An 18,198-nucleotide genomic window follows, 5' to 3' on the forward strand; every position below is an offset into this window, starting at 1 on the left:
TACCGCTTTATAGCGGACCAGTAAACGTGCTTGCGACACCGCCCTTCGGGGCGAGCAGTAATAAAGCCCTTTTGAGGGCTAATATCAAACCACCAGTTGAACTGGTGGTTGCTGACTTAGAAAATTCGGCAAAGCTGATAAGGGGTTTGCGTAAAATCCAGATATTTTTCATAGGAATCCCAAGAGACAGTTTCTCCTTCAGGCAGAGCAATTCCCTCACCGATGATATTCTGAATCAGAGCATAATGGAGATTTTTAAATAATTGGTTGTCTGAGAGAACAGATTCCTCATGGCAGTATAATTCTTGGCAATCTTTCACTACGGATTGCACACAGTCTGTAATCTGCTGATTGCCGCAGGGCTTTAACAGATAATGACGGACACCGCACTTCATAGCGCGTTTGGCATAGTCAAATTCTCCGTATCCGGATAGAATGATAAACTGCGTGTTCAGATTGGTATGAGAAATCCTCTCAATAAGTTCCAGACCGGAAATGCCGGGCATGCGGATATCCGTCATGACAATATCGGGGGATTCGTCTAAAATTGTATGATAAGCTTCTACGCCGTCCAGACAGGTTCCGACAAGCGTAATTCCAAGTTCTTCCCAGGGTATCACTTTTGCAATGGTATTACAGATAATTTCTTCATCGTCTACAATTAGTAATTTCAGCATAGCAATTCCTTTCTTTTATAGTTGTATTTTCATTTTTAATTGTTTTTTTCTTGTTGTTCTTCAGTTTTTTGTGAAATTGCAGGAAGGGAAATCTGAACAATGGCATACTCTTCCCCAGTTAGTTCGTCTTCTGCATTGGTCAATTTCAAGCCATATTCTTTGCCGTAGGACAGAGTGAGACGCTTGTGAATATTTAAAAGTCCGATACCAAATCCATGAGGGTGTATTTCCTCTGTTTCCAGTTTTTCCAGAAGGTGTTCTTCAAAAGAGGAACCGTTATTTTTTACCTCAATCAGAAGCACATTTTCTTTGACAGAGGCACGGATAGAAATGTGACAGACTTCAGATATTTCTTCTAACCCATATCGAATGGCATTTTCCAAAATAGGCTGTATAGTAAATTTGGGAAGCTGCAGACAGTAATAAGCAGGGGGAATTTCCACTGTGTATTCCAGCCGTTGGGGGTACCGCAGTTTCTGAATAATTATGTAATTTTCTAAAAGTTTTACTTCTTCCTCCAGGGTAAAAGGTGTGTTCGCACGGCTAAGAGAAATCCGAAGGAGATTTCCAAGAGCTGTGGTGATTTGCACAATATCCTCGGCATTAAGCGCTTTGGCGCGCCAGTTGATAGAGTCCAGAGTATTATAGAGAAAATGAGGGTCCATCTGGCTTTCCAGAGCTTTCAGCTGGGCTTCTTTTTTTAAGAGTTCGTTAGTGTAGTTTTCTGTAATAAGCGTGTTCAGTTTCATTGCCATAGAATTAAAATGAAGGTGAAGTTGTCCAATCTCATCTTTTCTCTGTTTGTAATCATCCGAGGTTTCTGTAAAATCATAAATACCATCTCCAACCAGGTGCATTTTAGTGATAAGATAGTTAAAATGTCTTGTCAGTGCGGAAAGTATTTTAGAGGAAAGCAAAAATACAGTACAAAGAGAAAGAATCATGACAAGGATACAAGTAGCTGAGGTAAGCGTAAAAGTACGGGCTATGGAATCATAGGAAATCATAGCAATATAATGCCAGCCATAGAAGGGAATTTGTCCTTTTACGGCAAAAAAGGATTCGTGGTTCAGGTTTGTGACACTGTATCCCTCTTTTGTATCAGAAATTAATTTTTCAATATCTTCTTCACGAAGAGGATTGGAAGAATAAATATCTGTTCCTTTATCAAACATAAGGAAAGATGGTGCTTCATAAGAGGAATGAAAAACGGTGGTCTGTTCTATAAGTGTATTCAGATTCAGATTTATAATCAATGTACCAATAGGCTGAAGGGAAAAGGGGTTGGTTTCCCTTAATTCTTTTACAAGAAAAAAACCATATTCCTGACTGTAATCTGTTACCCAGATAGTAGCACCCTGGGCAAGTCTCCCATGTTTTATCAAATCATTTCGGACGTCCATAGGAACCTTTTGGAAACGAATAGAATGGGTACTGATGGTACTGTTTTCCTGTAAAATGGAAATATAAGAAATAGACCGATTAGCGGTGTTAAACAGATAATTCGTAAGAGTATTGTAAACACTGCTTTCTATATTTTGTTTTTTTCTTATGGAGTTCTCATCAGCAATAGCAGGTAATTGAGTTTGTACGGTATTGTTGGCAAGAATCATATTTGCCAGTTCTTCTGCTTCCTGTAAAGAGGCATAGATTTCAGAGGCAGAATAGGATAAATTAGTAGAAACAGAATTATATAAAGCATACATCATCAGAGATGATGCACACAAAGAATTTTTATCTGCTGCTTGCAACGATGTTATTTGGGTTGATTTCATATTTTCTGATTTCTCCAGTATCACAAACTTATCAGATTGAACTTGGAATTCCATCTGCAGTTGCTGTCAGTGCAGTGATGCTCGGTTCTATTGTGAATGCAGGAAGCAGACTGATTCTTCCGACCATTTCTGATAAAGTGGGAAGAGTCGTGTGTATAAAGGGTGTATTGGTTGTGTCGGTAATAGCGATGACCGCGCTGACATTTACAAAATCTTATACCGTGACTGCTGCAATTGTGCTGATGTATGGGTGTTATGGTGGAATTATGGGAAGTTTTCCATCTTTTACAAGTTCTATATTTGGAATGGAACATACCGGAGAAAACTATGGATTTGTTATGTTGGGAATTGTGATTGCTACCTGTGGAGCACCGGCTCTTTCCAGCTATATAACTGGAAAAGGATATGGAATGCACATAGTATTTGGGACGGGAATTCTATTTGCAGTGACGGCATTGAGTTGTCTGACTGTTCTTGGACATAATCTGAAGCTGGAAGTACAGATTGGAAAGGGGAAGAAAAATGGCATTAGTAACAATGAAAACACTGCTGGAACGCGCAGAGAATCATCATAGAGGAATTGGTGCATTCAGTGTGGGCAATATGGAAATGGTAAAGGGAGCCGTTCAGGCTGCCGAGGAACTGAAAACACCAATCATTCTTCAAATCGCAGAAGTACGATTGAAACATTCGCCCCTTGCACTGATGGGGCCCCTGATGGTACAGGCGGCAAAAGAAGCAGAGGTGGATATTGCAGTACACCTTGACCACGGTCTTACCATGGAAACGGTAGAAAAAGCATTAGAACTGGGTTTTACATCTGTAATGTTCGACAGTTCTACCTATCCATTGGAAGAGAATATAGAACGAACCAGACGGGTGGTGGAACTGGCAAAAAAATATGGCGCCACCGTTGAGGCAGAATTGGGACTGGTTGGCGGAAGTGAAGACGGAAGTGAGAATCATGGAATCCGCTGTACAAACCCTGACGATGCAAAACTATTTTGTGAGCGCACGGGAATCGATGCACTGGCTGTAGCGATTGGAAATGCACATGGTAATTATCCGGTGGCGCCTAAACTGGCATTTGACGTATTGGAAGAGATTCATGAGAAAACAGAAATTCCACTGGTACTGCATGGAGGAAGCGGTATTACAGATGCAGATTTTCAAAAGGCTATCGCCCTTGGAATCGTGAAGGTAAATATTGCGACTGCCAGCTTTGACTGTTTGACCAGGAGAGCAGAGGAGTATTTAAAATCGGAAGGTGAACACAATTATTTTGCTTTGAATGAAGTGATGGTGAAAGGAACCTATGAAAATGTAAAGCATCATATAGAGGTGTTTTCAATAAAATAAATGAAAAAAGCCCGCTCCTCTTGTATCTTTTTCCCCTTTCCTGTAAAATGTTGCCATTGAAGGAAAATTTGTAACAGAAGGAGATTTTTTCATGCTGCAAAAACTAAAAAATCATGTATTGGCACAGACCTTCCGGGAATTAAAGGGGAATCCCAAATGGTCTATCTGCACAGAACCGCTCTGGTTCATTCCTTACTCCCTGTTTGTTCCTTTTCAGACCCTTTATATGCGAAAGCTGGGGCTAACCAGTCTGGAAATCGGAACAACCCTTACTGTGGGGTTTCTTTTGCAAATGTTTTTTGCTCTCATCGGAGGAGTCATTACAGACAAAATGGGCAGGCGAAAAGCAACGGTGATTTTTGACACTCTGGGGTGGACGGTTCCCTGTCTTATTTGGGCTTTTTCTCAGAATTTCTGGTGGTTCCTGGCGGCAGCGGCGGTAAATGCAGCTTTCCAGATTACCAATACCTCCTGGAACTGCCTTTTCATTGAGGACTGTCCGCCGAAGCATATTACCAACGCGTTTACTCTGATTCAGATGTGCGGTATGCTTTCTGTATTTTTTTCACCATTGGCCGTTATTCTGGTAGGCAAACATGACGTGGTTCCTGTTATGCGCTGGCTGTATTTTATTGCCGCAATTTCCATGCTTGCGAAATTTCTTTTGCTGTATCATTTTGGCGGGGAAACCCAGATTGGAAAAAAGCGTATGGAAGAGACAAGGAATCTTTCGTATTTTTCTATGATGAAAGGGTATGGCCGGGTATTTCTCACTATGATAAAATCCGGGAAAATGCGTCTGGTAGTGTATTTTATGGCGCTTACCAACATTATCCAGATTGCTACCACCAATTTTTTCTCTCTGTATGTAACAGAGCAAATTCATTTATCGGACGAGTTGGTAGCCGTATTTCCGGTTATTCGTACCATCGTTATGATTGCCTTTGTCATTGGACTGCAAAATTTATTTCAGAAATTGAGAATGAAAGCTTCTCTTCAGATTGGATTTCTGATGTACATAGCCAGTCACTTGCTGCTTTTGCTTACACCGGAGAAAAATTTGCTGCTGGTTATGGGATACACGATTTTAGAGGCTGCTGCGTATGCAGTGATTATTCCAAGAAAAGACGCCCTCATGGCCCATTATGTAGAGCCAAAGGAGCGTTCCAGAATTTATGCGCTATACAATGTTCTGATGATTGGCATTTCAGCCCCTTTCGGAAGTCTGGTTGGCTGGATGTTTGATTTACATCCGGCGCTGCCGTTTTTGTTTAATATCGGAATCTTTGTCCTGTGCATTTTTCTGACCATGGCCTCCAGAGATTTGTCCCATCTGGAGGAATCCATAAGCTGAGAGTGTCGTAAAGTCTGACAAAGCAGAAAGAAGAAAAGAGACAGCAGAGTGAATCGGAAAATGTAAGATTCGCTCTGCTGCCTCTTTTCCTTATGCAATTATGTACATAAAAGATTATTTCACTCCGAAGTCCATAAGCTGCTGAACTGCGCTTTTCCTTCCGGTAAAGTGAATGGCGTTTAATCCCTGGGCTCTGGCCTCAGCCACATTATCCATATAGTCGTCAATATACACGGCTTTTTCCGGAACAATCTGGAAGTCCTGAATAAGTTTCTGGTACATTTCCGGTTCCGGCTTCAGCAGGTGTACCTGCCAGGACATATATCCGCCGTCCATAAACTCCAGAAATTTTAAATCTTTTGTACAGCGTTTGTACAGGGGCTCTGAAAAGTTGGAAAGAAAATAGAGCTTGTAGCCCCGTTTTTTCAGATAGGACAGCCAGTCTTTTGTGTAAGAGCACACAGAAATGGTTTCGCCCATTCGTGCAAAGGTTTCCCTTATTTCTTTCTCATAGGAAGGATTGTTGGTAATAAAAGACTGAAGGATTTCCTCTTCTGTGCGGACGCCTCTGTCGCTTTCTGTCCAGTCTTCGCTGAGAAATACAGCTTCCGAAACGGCCTGCGCGGTGTCTTCGTCATATTTTAATTCTTTTAAAAGTTTCTTCCAGTCATATTTTACAAGCACTTTTCCGATATCAAAAATCACAGTATCAACATCAGAATTTTCCCCAAGGATTTTCGGAATAACGTCATTTTTCTGGTGTGTCCAATGATATACCAGAAGAAAAGCGTACAGCAAAATGGGGATAATCACAGTTGCGTACAGTGAGGCCATAATCATATTGCCGGCAGCAGAATTATCCGTCAGAGCCAGAATAAAAGTCAGGACATACATACCTGCCAGCAGGATAATTCCTATGACTGCGAGGAGTCGTTTTAAGTTCTTCACGTCTTAATCTCCCTTGCTTAGAATATCTATTATTATAATAATTTTAGAGGTACCCGTCAATGGATAATTGGAATTGGGACTATCCACGGTTTTTAGGTTATACCTACGAAAATATGCAGAACGATTTGGGTATTTTTGCAAGGATATTTCCGGAATATCTGCAAGTACAGTCTTTGGGAAAGTCAGCAGATTTGAGGAAGATAGATTGTATGAGAATAGGAAAACAAAATGCACAACAAAAGGTTTTTATTTTTGGGGGAATTCACGGACGGGAATATATGACCTGTCAGCTTTTAATGGAGCAGGCGGCAAAATTTCTTCTGCACCTTAAGTACAACCGTGTTTATAAAGGAGTCAGTTATGAGAAATTATTGGAAAACAGAGCGATTTATGTCATTCCTATGGCAAATCCGGATGGGGTAAGCATTAGCCAGTTTGGTGAGAACAGTATCCGAAATCCCGGGCTCCGCAGAAAAGTACTGCAAATTGCAGAGAAGGAAAGAAAAAATCTGTCTTATGAGGTCTATTTCAGAAAGTGGAAGGCCAATGCCAGAGGTGTGGATTTAAACAGGAATTTTCCGGCGGACTGGGATAAATATACGGAAGGGAGGGGGGAAGCCTCTTCGGAAAAGTATAAGGGAGCATATCCGGAATCGGAGGAAGAAACCCGGATTTTGACACAGCTGACCAGAGAGGCAAAATTCCAGAGAACGCTGTCCTATCATTCATCCGGCCAGGTGATTTACTGGAATTTCGGGCAGGAAGGAGTACTGAAAGAAAGGACAAAGAATTTTGCAGATAGAATTGCAGAGGTGACGGGATATAAAAAAGATGGGAATTTTGAAAAGCTGGATGCAGCGGGGTATAAGGACTGGGCGCTGCAAAGTATGAAAATTCCCAGTCTGACGGTAGAGATAGGAAAGCCGGATTCACCGCTTCCCTGGTGGTGCTTTGAAGAGATATACCGGGAAAACAGGAGGGTCTGGGAGGAGATGCTGTTGGATTTGGAAAAAGAGAACAGCCCCCGAACCGGCAAGTACGGGGGCTAAAAAGGGGAGGATAAAGTATTTCTACTTTTTCTTTGGTTGTCTGCAAAGAGCGTCTCGCATTTGAGCCATCTCTTTGTGGACTATCTGTAGTATGGGCAGAAAATCAAAAGTTATACAAAGTACAGAAAAATTTTATGGGATTTTACATTATTTGATTTTACAGATTGAAAAACTCTCTGTTTTCGTATATACTATACCTGTTAAACCGAAATGGTAAATCAGGAAAATAAACAAAAGGCAGGTAAGATACATGGCATTATTACAAGATTGGAGAGATATGGCATATTCTCAGCAGGCCGACAGAGTGCAGCTTGAGAAATTCTGGACAAATTATTTCTTAATCGAAAAAGGAATCTATGAGAAACTTCTCAGCAATCCTAACGAAGTAGTAAAAGGAACTGTAAAAGAACTGGCAGAAAAATACGACGTAGAAGTTATGACGATGGTTGGTTTTCTGGATGGTATCAATGACAGTTTGAAAATCCAGAACCCTATCGAAGAAATGGATGAAAACACAGAGGTAAATCTGGGATTTGACCTGGAAACTCTGTACAAAAACATGGTAGACGCCAAAGCAGACTGGTTATACGAGCTGCCGCAGTGGAACAGCATTTTCTCCGAAGAAAAGAGAAAAGAACTGTATCTGGAGCAGAAAAAATCCGGTACTGTAGTAAAAGGACCGAAAATCGGACGTAATGACCCATGTCCATGCGGCAGCGGCAAAAAATATAAACACTGCTGTGGAAGAAATAAATAAGATTGTGAAAAGAAGGGACGAAGTTCGGGAAAAGAACACTCGTCCCTTTGTGGTATGCTGGATAGAAAGAGAAAGGAAACGGGCAGACTATGGCAGAATTTCTGCTCTTGCTTTTAGGAATCGTGAGTATGTTGTATTTCGCCGGCATTGCTCTGTATGCAGGATTTTCCTCAAAATTTCCTGTACTGTGGATTTTGCTGGGAGTGGGATTTTGGGCTGGTGGGGCGGCTCTGCATTTTCGCATACAAGTCCCACAGATACTTTTGGAAGGAATACTTTACAGTCTTTGTTTGCTGTTCGGTCTCTTTTTGTTTGTGGAAGCAAAGATTGTAAAAGCCATGTTTCAAAAAGAAGAAAAACGACTAGAGTGTCTTATTGTACTTGGCGCCCAGGTAAAGGGCACTCACCCCAGTCTGTCTTTGGAATACCGGATTCGCAAAGCAGAGGAATATCTGAAACAAAATCCCGAAACAAAAGCCATTCTTTCCGGCGGCAAGGGTGAGGATGAGGGGATTTCAGAGGCAGAATGTATGTACCGGGAACTGACGAAGAGAGGTATTGATGCGGCCAGGCTGATAAAAGAAGACCAGTCCGTCAATACCCAGCAGAATATTGCCTGCTCTTACCGGATATGGAAACAAAAATGGCAGAAGGCAGATAAAACGGGACGGGTGGGTATCGTTACCAGCAGTTTTCATCTTTACAGGGGAACCGCTATAGCCAGAAAGAAGATGGATTGTGAGATATACGGGCTTGCGGCGAAAAGCAATGGATTTTTGATGGTGAATTATCTGGTGCGGGAATTTCTGGGTGTCTTAAAGGATAAAGCGGCAGGAAATTTGTAGAAAAGGAAAAATCAAAAAGAAAAAACACAGAAAAAGAGGTTGACAAAGCAAGAGAGACGGTTATAATATGAAAACATAAAAGAAATATTCAATACGTTGACGAGACGAGTAAAATGCGGAAGGACACAGAGAGGAGCGCGCAGGCTGAGAGCGTTCTGTTACGGAACCATTTGAAAACTACCTCTGAGTGACCCCAATCCGGTCCGGTGATTCCGTTATCATCAAATGAAGTGGTTACCAAAGCAAATGCTTTTAACAAGAAGGGTGGAACCGCGGGCAAAGATTACGCCCGTCCCTTGCAGTCACACAGGGCTGCAGGGGACGGGATTTTTTTGTTTAACAAAGCCTTCGGGTATGACCACTCCTGCAGGAATCAGGAAAGGAGAAGACAATTATGATTATCACATTGAAAGACGGCTCACAGAAAGAGTACGCAGAAAGCAAATCCGTATACGAAATCGCACTGGACATCAGTGAAGGACTGGCACGGGCAGCCTGTGCAGGAGAAGTAGACGGAGAAGTTGTAGACTTAAGAACAGTAGTGGAAAAGGATTGTGAAGTCAGTATTCTTACAGCAAATGATGAAAAGGGACTGGCAGCCCTTCGCCATACGGCGTCTCATGTTCTTGCAGAAGCGGTAAAAAATTTATATCCGGAAGCAAAGCTGGCTATCGGACCTTCTATTGACACCGGATTTTACTATGATTTTGACCATGAATCTTTCAGTCGCGAGGAACTGGACGCACTGGAAAAAGAGATGAAGAAAATCATCAAAAAGGGTGCAAAAATTGAACGTTACACACTTCCCCGTGAAGAAGCCATTAAATTTATGGAAGAAAAGGGTGAACCGTATAAAGTAGAACTGATAAAAGACCTGCCGGAAGGGGAAGAGATTTCCTTTTATTCCCAGGGAGACTTCGTAGATTTATGCGCAGGTCCTCACTTAATGAATACCAAGGGAGTAAAGGCATTTAAACTGACCTCATCTTCTGGTGCATACTGGAGAGGCGACGAGAAGAACAAAATGCTTTCCCGTATTTACGGAACTGCTTTCAGCAAAAAAGATGAATTAAATGAGTACCTGGCTCAAATGGAAGAGGCAAAAAAACGCGACCACAACAAGCTGGGAAGAGAGATGGAACTGTTTACAACCGTAGATGTTATCGGACAGGGTCTGCCTCTGCTCATGCCAAAAGGCGTGATTATTTTAAAAGAACTCCAGAGATGGATTGAGGACCTGGAGGATAACGAATGGGGCTATGTCCGTACCAAAACACCGCTTATGGCAAAAAGTGATTTGTATAAGATTTCCGGACATTGGGATCATTATAAGGAAGGCATGTTTGTACTGGGAGATGAAGAAAAGGACAAAGAAGTGTATGCGCTGCGTCCTATGACCTGCCCATTCCAGTATTATGTATACAAGGCAACACAACATTCTTACAGAGACCTGCCAATCCGCTATGGCGAGACCTCTACTCTGTTTAGAAACGAGGATTCCGGTGAAATGCACGGTCTGACTCGTGTGCGCCAGTTTACCATTTCCGAGGGACATCTGATTATGCGTCCTGACCAGATGGTGGAAGAATTCAAAGGCTGTATGGCGTTGGCAAAACACTGTCTGGAAACTCTGGGGGTAGAGGAGGATGTAACCTATCATCTTTCCAAATGGGACCCGGATAATAAGGAAAAATACATTGGAGAATCGGAAGTCTGGGAAGAAACACAGGAACACATCCGTCAGATTCTGACAGAACTGAACATTCCATTTGTGGAAGATGTGGGAGAGGCCGCTTTCTATGGTCCAAAGGTAGATATTAATGCTAAGAATGTGTACGGAAAAGAAGACACCATGATAACGATTCAGTGGGACGCGCTTCTGGCTGAGCAGTTTGATATGTATTATATTGACGAAAACGGGGAAAAGAAACGTCCCGGCATTATTCACAGAACCGCTATGGGCTGCTACGAGAGAACGCTGGCATGGCTCATTGAAAAATATGCCGGTCTGTTCCCTACCTGGTTGTGTCCGGAGCAAGTTCGCGTACTGCCGATTTCTGAAAAATACGGTGAATATGCAGAAAAAGTACAGGCACAGCTGAAGAAAAATGGAATCCGCAGCAGCGTGGACAACCGTTCCGAAAAAATTGGTTATAAAATCAGAGAAGCCCGTCTGCAGAAAATTCCTTATATGTTAGTAGTGGGTGCAAAGGAAGAGGAAGAACAGGTGGTGTCAGTAAGAAGCCGTTACCTTGGTGATGAAGGACAGAAGTCTTTAGATGCGTTTATGGACGCTGTCTGCAGGGAAATCCGTACAAAGGAAATCCGTAAAATCCAGGTGGACGCAGAAGGAAAAAGAATTGAGAATTCATAAAGCAGCAGGAAACATACAGATGTAAGGGGGAACCGGTGCTGCCGCAGAAGGGTATGGAATGTGGATATGCCTGTTATGCGGTGGTTCCGGTTCCTTTGGAGAAAAGGCGGAAACAGTATGAAAGATATGACAAAAGGAAAGATAGCTCCACAGATAGCAGGTTTTGCGGTACCGCTGGTGCTGGGAAATCTTTTTCAGCTTTGTTACAATGCGGCAGACAGTATCATTGTAGGAAAATTTGTGGGGACCGAGGCGCTGGCAGCAGTAGGCAGCAGTAATCCCCTGATGACCTTTGCGATTTTATTTATCAACGGTATGTGTATGGGCGCCTCCATTCTTATGGGAATGCAGTTCGGAGCAGGGAGAATGGAGCGTTTGCGAAAGCAAATCAGCACCACTATGATAGGAGGCTGTGTATTTTCTCTGGTACTTTCCATGTTGTGTATTGCAGGGGCTCCCTGGCTTTTACGGCTGATACAGGTACAGGAAGAATTGATTCCGCTGGCGTCCCAGTATCTTCGGATTGTGTTTGCAGGTCTGGTTTTTACCTTTATTTATAACTTTTATGCCAATACACTGCGGGCTCTGGGAGACAGCACGACGCCGGTTTACTTTCTGGTGATTGCCTCTGTGCTGAATGTTTTTGGAGATTTGTTCTTTGTGCTGGTCTTTCATATGGGCAGCGCAGGCTGTGCTCTGGCAACCGTTATCAGCCAGGCCTGCTGCAGTCTGTTCTGCGGGCTGTATATCAGGAAGAAAGTAAAGATTTTGTGTCTGGGGAAGGACTGGCTGTTTTTTGATAAGAGTCAGTTTGCAGAAACCATCCGGTACGGCTGGGCCAGCGCCATGCAGCAGGCGTCAGTACAGCTTGGGAAAATTGGCATACAGGTCATTGTCAACACCATGGGAGTTTCTGTGGTTGCAGCCTTTGCCGCAGTGAATCGAATTGATGATTTCGCTATTGTACCACAGCAGAGCATTGCTTCGGCCATGACTTCTTTTATGGCACAGAATTACGGGGCAGGAGAAAAGAAGCGTATCTGGAAAGGCTTTCGTTGGGGCATGGTAATGGAAGTTCTCTATGGTCTTTTAATTGGCGTAGCCTGCATTTTTGGAGCAGATTTTTTCATGAAGCTTTTTGTCAATGACCAGGAGGTCATACAGCTTGGACGTTCTTACCTTCATTTGATTGCCTTTATTTACATTTTGCCTGCGGTAACCAATGGAGTACAGGGATATTTCCGGGGAATCGGAGACTTGAAGGTTACTTTGTGGAGCAGTATCATGAACATGGGATTTCGGGTGTTGTCTGCTTTGCCGCTGGTTTACAGCCTGCATATGGGAATTCGTGCACTTCCGGTGGCGTACCTTTTGGGATGGATAGCCATGCTGTTGTTTGAACTGCCCCTGCTTTTGAAAAAAATCAGGGAAAATCGAAAAACAGAATAAAAATAACAAAACGGAAAATACTATCTCTGAAAAGAAAATTTATTCAGGAGGTAGCAGCATGCCATTATTAAACTGTACAGCCAGAAACTGTATGTATAATAAAGATGAATATTGTTCCAAAGGAGATATTCTGGTTGAGGGAACTACGGCGGAAACAGCAGATGAAACCTGCTGCAGAAGTTTTGTGGAAAAGAAGGATGGGACTGTGAACCGGGCAGAAACAGGTTGTGCCTGCAAAACGATTGAAGTGGACTGTAAGGCCTGTGACTGTTCCTTTAACACGCAGGAAAAATGCAGTGCGGACAAAATCACCATTGCCGGTGCTTCGGCCTGCAGATGTGATGATACCAAATGCGGCAGCTTCACAGCAAAATAAAAATTTTTACGGTATATAAGACAGCAGAATAAAAAAAGAACGGCTGCATGAAACAGCAATCAGAACGAAAAAGGTTCGCTGTGTGTTTCATGTGACCGTTCTTTTTACATCAGACTTTAATCCAGCCCATCGCCTCGGAAACTGCGAAAATCAGAATCAGCACCAGGCAGATAGGGGCAATCCATTTGAGCATAATACGGTAAAATTTCTTTACCTTGAAAGGACCGTTTATTTCTACTTCATCCTCCACAGTCTTAGAACCAATAAAATGTCCGATGCAGACACAGGTGAGAATCGCTACAATGGGCATCAGAACACTGTTGCTGAGGAAATCAAAGAAATCCAGAAGTCCCAGTCCGATAATCTTGATGAAACTCAAAGGTCCGAAGCCCAGGGAAACGATGGACCCCAGAATCAGGACGTAAAGGGTTATTATAAGGGTGGATTTTTTTCTGCTCCAGCCAAACTTATCTCTTACAATGGATACGTTGGTTTCCATAAGAGAAATCGAGGAGGTCAGTGCAGCAAACAGTACCAACAGGAAGAAAGCCGCGCCGATAACTCCGCCAAAGGATATGCTTTCAAATACCTTAGGCAGTGTGACAAACATCAGAGATGGTCCTTTGCCAAGGGCTGCCTCGTCTCCGCCGGAAAAGACAAAGACGGAAGGAATAATCATCAGACCTGCCAGGAAAGCAACGACGGTGTCAAAAATCTCAATCTGGCGTACCGACTGTTCCAGGCTGCTGTCTTTCTTCATATAAGAACCATAGGTAATCATAATGCCCATGGCCAGTGACATGGAATAGAATAACTGTCCCATGGCAGCCAGTACTGTGGTGGCTGAAAATCTGGAAAAATCAGGAAGCAGATAATATTTTACGCCTGCCCCTGCGCCGGGTCTGGTAATACAGAAAATAGAAACGCCTATAATCAGTACAATTAACAAGGGCATCATAATGCGGCTTGCTTTTTCGATTCCTTTTTCCACACCGAAAATAACCACAACGGCAGTGAGCAGAATATACAGGGCAAACCAGAATACCGGCGCTGTGGCCTGTGAAATGAAGCCGTTGAAATATTCGTCTCCGGCTGCTGCGGAACCCTGACCTGTGAGAAAAGCTGCAAAATATTTTACTACCCAGCCGCCGATAACACAGTAGTAAGGGGTAATAATAAAAGGTACCACACAAGCGAGATAACCTACAAAGTTAAAGCGTTTATCCAGCGCTTTGAAAGCACCGATGGCGCTGAGACCTGTCTTGCGTCCAATAGCAATTTCGGTAATCATGAGGGTAAATCCCAAAGTGACTGCCAGTATCAGATACACCAGCAGAAAAATTCCCCCGCCGTATTTCGCTGCCAGATAGGGAAAACGCCAGAGGTTTCCAAGTCCCACGGCAGAGCCTGCTGCTGCAAGAACAAAGCCCATTTTGTTAGAAAAACTTCCTCTTTTTTTGTCCATAAACCTCTCCTTTTTCACTAAGATATTTTTGTTTTTTTGATTTTTTGGAATAAAGCGTCGCAGTCTGTATCACTTCAACGTAATACAACGCCTGCGGTATATGACACTCATTATGCCATTGAACAGGCAAAAAAACAAGAATTTTCTGCGAAAAAAGTAAAAAAAATATAAAATGTATAAAAAAGAAAAAAACTATTGCATTTCAGAGCGCTCTATGTTATACTGTATAAGTCTGAAGAAGAAAAAGAAAGCAGAGTATCCACTCTCACCCTAGCACGAGTAAGTGACTACGGTTTATATGAAGATAATGAGGCGCACAGCGTTTTCTTATGCGGATAATCAGTGGGTAGTATGCAGATGTTGCAGATTAGTCACTTTTTTTATATCTTTCTGTAATGGCAGGAAGGCGCAGGAAACTGCTCTGTAGATTCTTATTCTTTCTTTAAAACAAGTTCAAAACATGTGGTTTATCAATATTATGGAGGTGCACTACTATTAGCGATTTAATGATTAACGAACAAATCAGAGACAGAGAGGTACGTCTCATCGGCGCAGACGGAGAACAGTTGGGCATTATGTCCGCAAGAGATGCGCAGAAACATGCCATGGAAGCGGGCTTGGACCTTGTAAAAATTGCTCCTACAGCAAAGCCGCCGGTTTGTAAAATTATCGATTATGGCAAGTATAAGTACGAATTAGCGAGAAAAGAAAAAGAAGCTAAGAAGAAACAGAAAACCATAGAAATCAAAGAAGTGCGTTTATCCCCTAATATTGAGGAAAACGATTTGAACACGAAAGTCAATAATGCCAGAAAATTCCTGACCAAGGGAAATAAGGTAAAAGTTACTCTGCGTTTCCGGGGGAGAGAAATGGCACATATGCAAAGCAGCAAACACATCTTGGAAGAGTTTGCGCAGGTTCTGTCTGACATTGCCGTTGTGGAAAAAGCACCAAAGGTAGAAGGCAGAAGCATGACTATGTTTTTGACAGAAAAACGTTAATAAGAAAAAGAGTTTAAGGAGGACATAAACATGCCAAAAATGAAAACAACGAAAGCAGCCGCAAAGCGCTTCAAATCAACAGGTACAGGAAAATTAAAAAGAAATAAAGCTTATAAGAGCCATATCTTAACAAAGAAATCTCAGAAGAGAAAAAGAAATCTCAGAAAAGCAGCTATCACAGATGCAACTAATGTAAAGAACATGAAGAAAATCTTACCTTACATCTAATCGTTTGTGTGTAAGTATGTTTAATATAGGAGGAAATTAAGAATGGCAAGAATTAAAGGCGGATTAAACGCTAAGAAAAAACACAATAGAGTATTAAAACTGGCTAAAGGTTACAGAGGAGCCCGTTCCAAACAGTACAGAGTAGCAAAACAGTCTGTTATGAGAGCTTTAACAAGTTCTTACGCAGGCAGAAAACAGAGAAAACGTCAGTTCAGACAGTTATGGATTGCTCGTATCAACGCTGCTGCAAGAATGAACGGATTATCCTACAGCAAATTTATGTACGGATTAAAATTAGCGAATGTTGACCTGAACAGAAAAGTATTAGCTGATATGGCTATCAACGATGCTCAGGGATTTGCTTCTTTAGCAGAACTTGCTAAATCCAAATTAGCTTAATGAAATTTTTACCCCCGTAAATGGCTTGTTTACGGGGGTTTTTCTGTTACAGGGAAGAGTCAAGAGGAACTTATAGATTTTAATATTAAGCGATTGTCCGTTAAATAATTTTGGGAATATAAAAAGTAGGATTCCTTATTTTTTATGGATACATCATAGAGTAAAATTCCTTGTTTTTCCTGCAAATCTATAGGGACTGCGGAAGCAGAAGGAGTAAATTCACGGTCCAGTTTTATTTTATACACAGAAGCACTGGCATAGCTTTTACCGGGATTCTGACTGTCGCTGCTGTAATATAAGGTATAACTGGATTTATCAGGCAGACAGGCTGCTGGTTCGTGGTCGGCATCAGCAGGCAGAATCTCTTTTTCCCCAGACCAGGTGAAACCGCCATCCGCAGATGAAATCACATTTAAGGAAGACGGACCTTTATCGTACATTTCTTTTTCAAACACATAGTATAAAATGCCATTTTCATACAAAATGTCCCCGTCCTCTAAATTGTTTTGACAGGTAAGAATGTCAGAATGATATTCCCAGTTTTTTAAATCTTTTGAAGTATAAGTATGTACCGTGTAAGTTCCATTTGCTGCATTGGAATCGGCGTTTCTGGATAATGGTAGGGTCAATCATAAGGTTTTCACTGGTAAAGAGGGTCTGGTATTCCGACAGATTTCCGTCTTTATCCAGAGAAAAGGAACAGATTTCTTTGTTAAAGTTTCCGGCAATTATGAAATTGGAGTTTTCCAGAGGATAGAGCCAGTTGACTTTCACATCTGGATATTCCTGAAGCAACTGGCCATTTTGGTCAAAAATAACTAGGTGAAAGAAAATAGAACAGAAAGCAAAATAGGGGTAAAAAATAGACCTTTGTTTTTCATAGTTGATTCCCCTGTTAAAATAGTAATATGATAGAACAAAAGTATTATTACACCTTTAAAAGAGAAAAACAAGTAGAAAGGAAAACACATCATGAAATTTGTATTTGCACCCGATTCCTTTAAGGGAACTTTGTCATCAGAACAGCAGATTGGTATTTTAAAACAAAAGGCACAAGAAATTTTTCCGGAAGCAGAAACCGTAGGAGTTCCCATAGCAGACGGAGGAGAAGGCACTATGAGGGCAATATGGAATACGGCAGGAGGAAAACTGAAAAAATGCCGGGTAACAGGGCCGTTAGGGGCAGCTGTAGAGGCGGAATATCTGATTTTGGACGAAGACAGGGTCTTCATTGAAATGGCGCAGGCCTCAGGCATTACCCTGATTCCCTATAAATCCGGAAATGCAGGAAAGACGACTTCCTATGGTACGGGGGAGCTTATCCGCAATGCTCTGGAAGCGGGATACCGGAAAATCACGGTTTCCATTGGCGGAAGTGCGACAAATGACGGTGGAGCAGGTATGCTGGCTGCTCTGGGAGTAGAGTTTTACAGCAAAGACGGAGAAAGGTTTATACCCGTTGGAGAGACGCTGGGAAACATAGAAAAAATAGATTGCAGCGGTATCCTGTCTGAAATGCGAAATGCTTCCTTTTGTGTCATGTGTGACGTGACGAACCCTCTTTTGGGAATCCAGGGTGCAACCTATGTTTTTGGGCCGCAGAAAGGCGCGTCAGACAGGGATTTGGAGATTTTGGAAAGAGGAATGGTACACTATGCTGAAAAAATAGAAGTGCTTTGCGGCCGTAAAGTTTCTGAAATTCCGGGTGCCGGTGCAGCAGGAGGTATGGGTGCTGCCCTTCTGGCTTTCTGCAATGCCAGACTGCAGTCAGGAATTCAGACGGTATTGGAGATGGTGGATTTTGAAACTATGATTGGGGATGCGGATTTGATTATTACCGGAGAGGGCAGAATTGACGGCCAGTCTGTCTGCGGAAAGGTGCTGGATGGAATAGGAACCTGTGGGAAGAAAAAGGGAATCCCGGTGCTTGCACTTGCGGGAGCCATGGGAGAAGGTGCAAAGGCAGTTTATGATTGTGGAATTGACAGTATTATGACAACGCAAAACAGTCCTATGTGTCTTGAAGAAGCTTTGAAACAGGCAGAAATGCTGTATGCAGATGCCGCAGAACGTCTGTTTCGCATTTTAAGAGCAGGAATTACCATAAATAAGAAGAATATACAATAAATGGATAAAAAATAA

General features: G+C 42.3%; 18 protein-coding genes. 13 read left to right on the plus strand and 5 right to left on the minus strand.

The window, feature by feature from the left end; genetic code table 11:
* Positions 1-116: 116 nt before the first annotated feature.
* Complete coding sequence (locus tag WBS51_RS11645; RefSeq protein WP_294463114.1) at positions 117-677, minus strand: response regulator; 561 nt, start codon at positions 675-677, stop codon at positions 117-119.
* Positions 678-712: 35 nt separating this feature from the next.
* Positions 713-2,386 carry a sensor histidine kinase gene (locus WBS51_RS11650; RefSeq protein ID WP_302702860.1) on the minus strand — a complete coding sequence of 558 codons (1,674 nt, stop codon included), beginning with the start codon at positions 2,384-2,386 and terminating at the stop codon, positions 713-715.
* A gap of 5 nt (positions 2,387-2,391) precedes the next feature.
* Here WBS51_RS11650 and WBS51_RS11655 point away from each other — a divergent pair, with 5 nt between their 5' ends.
* From WBS51_RS11655 to WBS51_RS11665, 3 genes are all read left to right on the plus strand, one after another.
* Positions 2,392-3,027 (plus strand): MFS transporter, encoded by a 636-nt coding sequence (locus WBS51_RS11655; protein ID WP_294463109.1) that lies wholly within the window; start codon positions 2,392-2,394, stop codon positions 3,025-3,027.
* Positions 2,975-3,811 (plus strand): class II fructose-bisphosphate aldolase, encoded by an 837-nt coding sequence (locus WBS51_RS11660; RefSeq protein ID WP_294463106.1) that lies wholly within the window; start codon positions 2,975-2,977, stop codon positions 3,809-3,811. The genes WBS51_RS11655 and WBS51_RS11660 overlap by 53 nt, the downstream gene beginning before the upstream one ends.
* A gap of 91 nt (positions 3,812-3,902) precedes the next feature.
* Positions 3,903-5,165 (plus strand): MFS transporter, encoded by a 1,263-nt coding sequence (locus WBS51_RS11665; RefSeq protein WP_294463103.1) that lies wholly within the window; start codon positions 3,903-3,905, stop codon positions 5,163-5,165.
* Between the two features lie 114 nt (positions 5,166-5,279).
* On the opposite strand, the gene WBS51_RS11670 is transcribed toward WBS51_RS11665, so the two are convergent.
* Positions 5,280-6,113, minus strand: coding sequence for an HAD family hydrolase (locus WBS51_RS11670; RefSeq protein WP_173747743.1), 834 nt, complete (start codon positions 6,111-6,113; stop codon positions 5,280-5,282).
* Between the two features lie 59 nt (positions 6,114-6,172).
* Between WBS51_RS11670 and WBS51_RS11675 the strand changes: the two genes are divergently transcribed.
* From WBS51_RS11675 to WBS51_RS11700, 6 genes are all read left to right on the plus strand, one after another.
* Positions 6,173-7,162, plus strand: a complete 990-nt coding sequence (locus WBS51_RS11675) for a M14 family zinc carboxypeptidase (protein WP_294463098.1) — start codon at positions 6,173-6,175, stop codon at positions 7,160-7,162.
* Between the two features lie 250 nt (positions 7,163-7,412).
* Positions 7,413-7,919 (plus strand): SEC-C metal-binding domain-containing protein, encoded by a 507-nt coding sequence (locus WBS51_RS11680; protein WP_111920284.1) that lies wholly within the window; start codon positions 7,413-7,415, stop codon positions 7,917-7,919.
* An 89-nt stretch (positions 7,920-8,008) separates the two neighbouring features.
* Complete coding sequence (locus WBS51_RS11685; protein ID WP_294463092.1) at positions 8,009-8,764, plus strand: YdcF family protein; 756 nt, start codon at positions 8,009-8,011, stop codon at positions 8,762-8,764.
* Positions 8,765-9,158: 394 nt separating this feature from the next.
* A complete protein-coding gene (gene thrS, locus WBS51_RS11690) occupies positions 9,159-11,138 on the plus strand; it encodes a threonine--tRNA ligase (protein WP_294463089.1) in 1,980 nt (659 codons plus the stop codon).
* A 117-nt stretch (positions 11,139-11,255) separates the two neighbouring features.
* Entirely contained in the window at positions 11,256-12,587 is a 1,332-nt protein-coding gene (locus WBS51_RS11695) for an MATE family efflux transporter (protein WP_173747735.1), read from the plus strand.
* A 58-nt stretch (positions 12,588-12,645) separates the two neighbouring features.
* Complete coding sequence (locus WBS51_RS11700; protein ID WP_173747733.1) at positions 12,646-12,963, plus strand: DUF1540 domain-containing protein; 318 nt, start codon at positions 12,646-12,648, stop codon at positions 12,961-12,963.
* Between the two features lie 109 nt (positions 12,964-13,072).
* On the opposite strand, the gene WBS51_RS11705 is transcribed toward WBS51_RS11700, so the two are convergent.
* Positions 13,073-14,428, minus strand: a complete 1,356-nt coding sequence (locus tag WBS51_RS11705; RefSeq protein WP_294463083.1) for a sodium-dependent transporter — start codon at positions 14,426-14,428, stop codon at positions 13,073-13,075.
* A 506-nt stretch (positions 14,429-14,934) separates the two neighbouring features.
* Between WBS51_RS11705 and infC the strand changes: the two genes are divergently transcribed.
* Genes infC through rplT form a run of 3 tightly spaced genes read left to right on the plus strand, consistent with a single transcriptional unit; the run spans position 14,935 to position 16,056 of the window.
* Positions 14,935-15,429, plus strand: a complete 495-nt coding sequence (gene infC, locus WBS51_RS11710; RefSeq protein WP_173747729.1) for a translation initiation factor IF-3 — start codon at positions 14,935-14,937, stop codon at positions 15,427-15,429.
* A 30-nt stretch (positions 15,430-15,459) separates the two neighbouring features.
* On the plus strand, positions 15,460-15,657 hold the full coding sequence (rpmI, locus tag WBS51_RS11715) for a 50S ribosomal protein L35 (protein ID WP_004223312.1): 198 nt from the start codon (positions 15,460-15,462) through the stop codon (positions 15,655-15,657).
* A 42-nt stretch (positions 15,658-15,699) separates the two neighbouring features.
* A complete protein-coding gene (rplT, locus tag WBS51_RS11720; RefSeq protein ID WP_111918615.1) occupies positions 15,700-16,056 on the plus strand; it encodes a 50S ribosomal protein L20 in 357 nt (118 codons plus the stop codon).
* A gap of 59 nt (positions 16,057-16,115) precedes the next feature.
* Here rplT and WBS51_RS11725 read toward each other — a convergent pair whose 3' ends face one another.
* Positions 16,116-16,685: a glycoside hydrolase family protein gene (locus WBS51_RS11725; RefSeq protein WP_294461688.1), complete on the minus strand. Its 570-nt coding sequence runs from the start codon at positions 16,683-16,685 to the stop codon at positions 16,116-16,118.
* Positions 16,686-17,028: 343 nt separating this feature from the next.
* Here WBS51_RS11725 and WBS51_RS11730 point away from each other — a divergent pair, with 343 nt between their 5' ends.
* Positions 17,029-18,183 carry a glycerate kinase family protein gene (locus WBS51_RS11730; protein WP_173747723.1) on the plus strand — a complete coding sequence of 385 codons (1,155 nt, stop codon included), beginning with the start codon at positions 17,029-17,031 and terminating at the stop codon, positions 18,181-18,183.
* Positions 18,184-18,198 lie beyond the last annotated feature (15 nt).

The organism is Blautia acetica, assembly GCF_038739805.1.
Taxonomy (GTDB): Bacteria; Bacillota; Clostridia; order Lachnospirales; family Lachnospiraceae; genus Blautia.

Coding starts and splice junctions, on each gene's coding strand:
- WBS51_RS11645 (WP_294463114.1), bottom strand. CDS start 677: ATGCTGAAATTACTAATTGTAGACGATGAAGAAATTATCTGTAATACC.
- WBS51_RS11650 (WP_302702860.1), bottom strand. CDS start 2,386: ATGATGTATGCTTTATATAATTCTGTTTCTACTAATTTATCCTATTCT.
- WBS51_RS11655 (WP_294463109.1), top strand. CDS start 2,392: ATGATGCACACAAAGAATTTTTATCTGCTGCTTGCAACGATGTTATTT.
- WBS51_RS11660 (WP_294463106.1), top strand. CDS start 2,975: ATGGCATTAGTAACAATGAAAACACTGCTGGAACGCGCAGAGAATCAT.
- WBS51_RS11665 (WP_294463103.1), top strand. CDS start 3,903: ATGCTGCAAAAACTAAAAAATCATGTATTGGCACAGACCTTCCGGGAA.
- WBS51_RS11675 (WP_294463098.1), top strand. CDS start 6,173: ATGGATAATTGGAATTGGGACTATCCACGGTTTTTAGGTTATACCTAC.
- WBS51_RS11680 (WP_111920284.1), top strand. CDS start 7,413: ATGGCATTATTACAAGATTGGAGAGATATGGCATATTCTCAGCAGGCC.
- WBS51_RS11685 (WP_294463092.1), top strand. CDS start 8,009: ATGGCAGAATTTCTGCTCTTGCTTTTAGGAATCGTGAGTATGTTGTAT.
- thrS (WP_294463089.1), top strand. CDS start 9,159: ATGATTATCACATTGAAAGACGGCTCACAGAAAGAGTACGCAGAAAGC.
- WBS51_RS11695 (WP_173747735.1), top strand. CDS start 11,256: ATGAAAGATATGACAAAAGGAAAGATAGCTCCACAGATAGCAGGTTTT.
- WBS51_RS11700 (WP_173747733.1), top strand. CDS start 12,646: ATGCCATTATTAAACTGTACAGCCAGAAACTGTATGTATAATAAAGAT.
- WBS51_RS11705 (WP_294463083.1), bottom strand. CDS start 14,428: ATGGACAAAAAAAGAGGAAGTTTTTCTAACAAAATGGGCTTTGTTCTT.
- infC (WP_173747729.1), top strand. CDS start 14,935: ATGATTAACGAACAAATCAGAGACAGAGAGGTACGTCTCATCGGCGCA.
- rpmI (WP_004223312.1), top strand. CDS start 15,460: ATGCCAAAAATGAAAACAACGAAAGCAGCCGCAAAGCGCTTCAAATCA.
- rplT (WP_111918615.1), top strand. CDS start 15,700: ATGGCAAGAATTAAAGGCGGATTAAACGCTAAGAAAAAACACAATAGA.
- WBS51_RS11730 (WP_173747723.1), top strand. CDS start 17,029: ATGAAATTTGTATTTGCACCCGATTCCTTTAAGGGAACTTTGTCATCA.